General features: G+C 44.2%; 1 pseudogene. It reads right to left on the reverse strand.

Annotated elements, in window-relative coordinates:
- Positions 1-2,368, reverse strand: a pseudogene (locus HMPREF0851_RS16775) (YSIRK signal domain/LPXTG anchor domain surface protein); the annotation flags it as partial.

A 2,368-nucleotide genomic window follows, 5' to 3' on the forward strand; every position in this document is an offset into this window, starting at 1 on the left:
TAGAAGGTTAGAGTAGTTTGTTTTAGCTTCATCACGAACAGCTTTGACTTTTGGTGTTTGGCCGTCTACTCCGTTTTTAACGATTGTTGTAAGGGCTGGGTGACCTTCTGGTTGCGTAACTGTAATTGTGTGACTACCATCATGGTTGTCTGTCACTGTTACTTCTGGTGTGAAGCCATCACGACCATTTTCTCCCTTGTCACCTTTAGGACCTTTGATGTTACCTGCTTGTTCCCATGCATTGTTCTTCTTAACGAAGACATCTCCTGTAACGGTATTTACGAAGCTGTCTCCATCTTTGCCGTCTCTTGGTGTTGGAGCAACTTTGCCATTTAGAACTTCTTTACCATCACGTCCTGCTTGTCCAGCTGCTCCATCTTGACCGTCTTTGACAATTGATGTCTGAACGAGCGTATCTGTGCCTTCTGTATAATTACCATCGCCATCTTTGTCAACGTAGAATGTTAATGTTGTTTGTTTTTTAGCTTCATCACGAACAGCTTTGACTTTTGGTGTTTGGCCGTCTACTCCGTTTTTAATTGTTGTTGTGACAGCTGGTCTGCCTTCTGGTTGGGTGATAGTAATGGTGTGTGTGCCATCATGATTATCTGTCACTGTTACTTCTGGTGTGAAGCCATCACGACCATTTTCTCCCTTGTCACCTTTTGGACCCTTGATGTTGCCTGCTTGTTCCCATGCATTGTTCTTCTTAATGAAGACATCTCCTGTGGCAGTATTAACGAAGCTGTCTCCATCTTTTCCGTCTCTTGGTGTTGGATCTACTTTTCCGTTTAATACTTCTTTACCATCACGTCCTGCTTGACCTGCTGCTCCATCTTGACCGTCTTTAACGATGGATGTTTGAATGAGCGTATCTGTGCCTTCTGTATAGTTTCCATCGCCATCTTTGTCAATGTAGAAGGTTAGAGTAGTTTGTTTCTTGGCTTCATCACGTTCTGCTTTGACTTTTGGTGTTTGGCCGTCTACTCCGTTTTTAACGATTGTTGTAAGAGCTGGGCGACCTTCTGGTTGAGTGATAGTGATGGTGTGTGTGCCATCATGGTTGTCTGTCACTGTTACTTCTGGTGTGAAGCCATCACGACCATTTTCTCCCTTGTCACCTTTTGGACCTTTGATGTTGCCTGCTTGTTCCCAAGTATTGTTCTTCTTGACGAAGACATCTCCTGTGGCAGTATTAACGAAGCTGTCTCCATCTTTGCCGTCTCTTGGTGTTGGATCTACTTTGCCATTTAGAACTTCTTTACCGTCATGACCTGCTTGACCTGTAGCTCCGTCTTGTCCGTCTTTGACAATTAATGTTTGAACGAGCGTATCTGTGCCTTCTGTATAGTTTCCATCGCCATCTTTGTCAATGTAGAAGGTTAGAGTAGTTTGTTTCTTGGCTTCATCACGTTCTGCCTTAACTTTCGGTGTTTGGCCATTTTCCCCGTTTTAACGGTTGTTGTAAGGGCTGGGCGACCTTCTGGTTGGGTGATAGTAATGGTGTGTGTTCCATCATGGTTGTCTGTCACTGTTACTTCTGGTGTGAAGCCGTCACGACCATTTTCTCCCTTGTCACCTTTTGGACCCTTGATGTTGCCTGCTTGTTCCCATGCATTGTTCTTCTTAACGAAGACATCTCCTGTTACAGTATTAACGAAGCTGTCTCCATCTTTGCCGTCTCTTGGTGTTGGATCTACTTTGCCATTTAGAACTTCTTTACCGTCATGACCTGCTTGACCTGTAGCTCCATCTTGGCCATCTTTCACAATAGAGGTTTGAACGAGAGTGTCAGTTCCTTCTGTGTAATTACCATCGCCATCTTTATCAATGTAGAAGGTTAGAGTGGTTTGTTTCTTGGCTTCATCACGTTCTGCCTTAACTTTCGGTGTTTGGCCATTTTCCCCGTTTTTAACGGTTGTTGTAAGGGCTGGGCGACCTTCTGGTTGCGTGATGGTGATGGTATGTGTGCCATCATGGTTGTCTGTCACTGTTACTTCTGGTGTGAAGCCATCACGACCATTTTCTCCCTTGTCACCCTTTGGTCCTTTGATGTTGCCTGCTTGTTCCCAAGTATTGTTCTTCTTAACGAAGACATCTCCTGTTACAGTATTAACGAAGCTGTCTCCATCTTTTCCGTCTCTTGGTGTTGGATCTACTTTGCCATTTAGAACTGCTTTACCGTCATGACCTGCTTGACCTGTAGCTCCATCTTGGCCATCTTTCACAATAGAGGTTTGAACGAGAGTGTCAGTTCCTTCTGTGTAATTACCATCGCCATCTTTGTCAATGTAGAAGGTTAGAGTAGTTTGTTTTTTAGCTTCATCACGAACAGCTTTGACTTTTGGTGTTTGGCCGTCTACTCCGT

It is taken from the genome of Streptococcus sp. M334 (assembly GCF_000187745.1).
Classification (GTDB): Bacteria; Bacillota; Bacilli; order Lactobacillales; family Streptococcaceae; genus Streptococcus.